General features: G+C 64.6%; 3 protein-coding genes. 2 read left to right on the top strand and 1 reads right to left on the bottom strand.

Features of this window, described 5'->3' with window-relative positions:
- Positions 1-197 precede the first annotated feature (197 nt).
- Positions 198-416 carry a dodecin gene (locus tag AC1D00_RS36190; RefSeq protein ID WP_025576695.1) on the bottom strand — a complete coding sequence of 73 codons (219 nt, stop codon included), beginning with the start codon at positions 414-416 and terminating at the stop codon, positions 198-200.
- A 291-nt stretch (positions 417-707) separates the two neighbouring features.
- Between AC1D00_RS36190 and AC1D00_RS36185 the strand changes: the two genes are divergently transcribed.
- Together AC1D00_RS36185 and AC1D00_RS36180 are read left to right on the top strand one after the other, a co-directional pair.
- The gene (locus AC1D00_RS36185) at positions 708-1,709 is read left to right on the top strand and encodes a glycoside hydrolase family 16 protein (RefSeq protein WP_477013966.1); all 1,002 of its coding nucleotides are present in this window, start codon (positions 708-710) and stop codon (positions 1,707-1,709) included.
- 2 nt (positions 1,710-1,711) lie between these two features.
- On the top strand, positions 1,712-2,550 hold an 839-nt coding region (locus tag AC1D00_RS36180; protein ID WP_477013965.1), incomplete at its 3' end, for a family 1 glycosylhydrolase.

Genomic DNA, 2,550 nt, shown 5'->3' with positions numbered 1-2,550 from the left:
GGTCGCGGCCCGTACTCATCAGGCTTGCTCCATTTCGGTGCAAACCTCGCACTTTGGTCTTAACGGGCTGTTGCGTCATCCGCGCTGAGTGTGTGAATCCTGTATTCGGCCGGAACCAGTCCTCGATGTTTCGACGGGTTATCGTCGGAGGATGTTAACCATGCTGACCTCACGCCGGATTGGCGTCCCCTGCATCACTATTCCAGTGTAAACCCGACCCGCAGCGTCACCTGATAGTGGCGCACGGCGTTGTTCTCGATGTGGCCGCGCGTCTGCACCACCTCGAACCATTTCATCTCGCGGATGGTCTTAGCGGCGCGGCTGATCGCGTTCTTGATCGCATCCTCGATCGAAGTTTCGGATGATCCGACCAATTCCAGGATCTTGTAGACGTGATCCTTCTCGGCTGTGGGCATGGCGCGTCTCCCCTTGTGCTGTGACGGGCCCGGATACGTCTGTCGCGATACATCCGGCCGGCCTCCACCTTGAACGGATCCGGGCGCCTCGGGTTCCGTCCCCGGCGATCGGCCGCGCCACAAGCCGACCGCGGTCCGTGGCGGTGCCCAGTTTGTGCAAGTGCACGAAAATATGGGTCGCGCGTGCGGGCGGTGCCCCCAAATTCGTCCGCGGCCGCCTGGCCGCTCTTGCTCGCTCCAATGCGGGCGCGTTAGCCTCGGTCCGTTTCCTTATACCTTCGATGTGCAGCGATGATCGGCCGTTGGACGAGGAGCGCTCTGGTCGCAATCAGTCTGTCCGCCGTGCCAGCGCTGGGCGCGGTGCCGGACGATCTCGACGACGCGCCCGGCACCATGTCGCTGCAGGTGACGACCGATCCGTCCACGATCGAATGCCGCAAGCTCGAAACGGTCGATCCTGCCTCGCTGATCTTCCGGCCGCTGCGGCGGACGTTCAACGAGGATTTCGACGAGCATCCGCTGTCGGGCGGACGCTGGGTGCCGCATTATGCCGGCGGCGCGGCGTGGCCGGAGGCGCGCTACTGGGGCGGCGACGGCTCCGACTTCAAGCGCAAGACCAGCGCCAATGGCGAGCAGCAGATCTATGTCGATCCGCGCTATTCGGGGCGCGCAGCGGCGCCGCTCGGGCTCGATCCGTTCAAGGTGAAGGACGGCGTGCTCTCGATCGTCGCGAGCCGTACACCGCCGGAATTGAAGTCCGTTCTGTTCAACAACGAGTACATCTCCGGGATCCTGACGACGCAGGGCACGTTCGCGCAGAAGCACGGCTATTTCGAAATCCGCGCCAAGCTCCCGGTCGGCCATGCGGTGTGGCCGGCGTTCTGGATGCTGGCGGACGACGGCGGCTGGCCGCCGGAGGTCGACGTGCTCGAAGGCCGCGGTGAGCGGCCGGGCGATCTCGTGATGACGACGCATTGGCGGATTCCGTCGACCCAGAAGATCCAGTCCTGCGGCTTCGACTTCGCGGTCGGCGACGCTTCGAGCTCATTCCACAATTACGGTGTGCTGTGGGAGGAGGATCGCCTGGTCTATTTCATCGACCGCAAGCCGGTGTCCGACATCAAGGTGCCGATCGGCTTCGACGATCCCATGTACATGATCGTCAATCTCGCGATCGGATCGAAGTTCTTTCTCGGCGTCGGTCCCGTCGATGCGGAATCACCGCCGGCCGTCGCATTCGAGATCGACCGGGTTTCCGCCTATCAGATCGAGATGGAGCAGGCGCGGAGATAGATATGTCGGCGGATTTCTCGCGGCGTCATTTTGCCAAGCTCGCCGGCCTTGCCGCGCTGGGAGCGGCGACGGGCGTCGGCGCTGCGGAGAGCGAAACGCCAGCATCGGCCGGGCACGGCTCGCCGTTCCCGAAGGATTTCTTGTGGGGCACCGCGACCTCGTCCTACCAGATCGAAGGCGCCGTCAACGAGGACGGACGTGGCAAATCGATCTGGGACATTTTCAGCCACACGCCCGGCAAGATCGAGGACGGCTCCACCGGCGACCGCGCCAACGAGCATTATCACCGCTACAAGGAGGACGTCGCGCTGATCAAGGCGCTCGGCGTCAAGGCCTACCGCTTCTCGATCGCGTGGCCGCGGGTGTTTCCCGATGGGGCGGGGCAGCCCCATCCCAATGGGCTCGATTTCTACAATCGCCTGGTCGACGAGCTGCTCGCAAACGGCATCGAGCCCTATGCGACGCTCTATCACTGGGACCTGCCGCAGGCGCTCCAGGACCGCGTCGGCGGCTGGCAGTCGAGCGACACCTCGAAGGCCTTTGCCGACTACGCCGCGTACGTCGCCGCGCGCCTGACCGATCGCGTGAAAAACATCTTCACCGTGAACGAGGTCGGGCGCTTCGTGAATTTCGGCTACGGCTGGGGCATCGACGCGCCCGGCCTCAAGCTGCCGGCGGCGCAGTTGAACCAGGTCCGCCATCACGTCGCGCTGGCGCACGGGCTTGCCGTGCAGGCGATCCGCGCCTCAGGGCGCGCCGGCACAAGGGTGGGCGCAGCCGAGAATATCGCGGCCTGCGTGCCGGCGATCGCAACGCCGGAAAACATCCGTGCCGCCGAGAT

The sequence above is a fragment of the Bradyrhizobium sp. P2_E8 genome, from assembly GCF_056403875.1.
The sequence above is the reverse complement of the archived record's forward strand: the minus strand, read 5'-3'. Positions and strand labels throughout refer to the sequence as shown.

Coding starts and splice junctions, on each gene's coding strand:
- AC1D00_RS36190 (WP_025576695.1), bottom strand. CDS start 416: ATGCCCACAGCCGAGAAGGATCACGTCTACAAGATCCTGGAATTGGTC.
- AC1D00_RS36185 (WP_477013966.1), top strand. CDS start 708: ATGATCGGCCGTTGGACGAGGAGCGCTCTGGTCGCAATCAGTCTGTCC.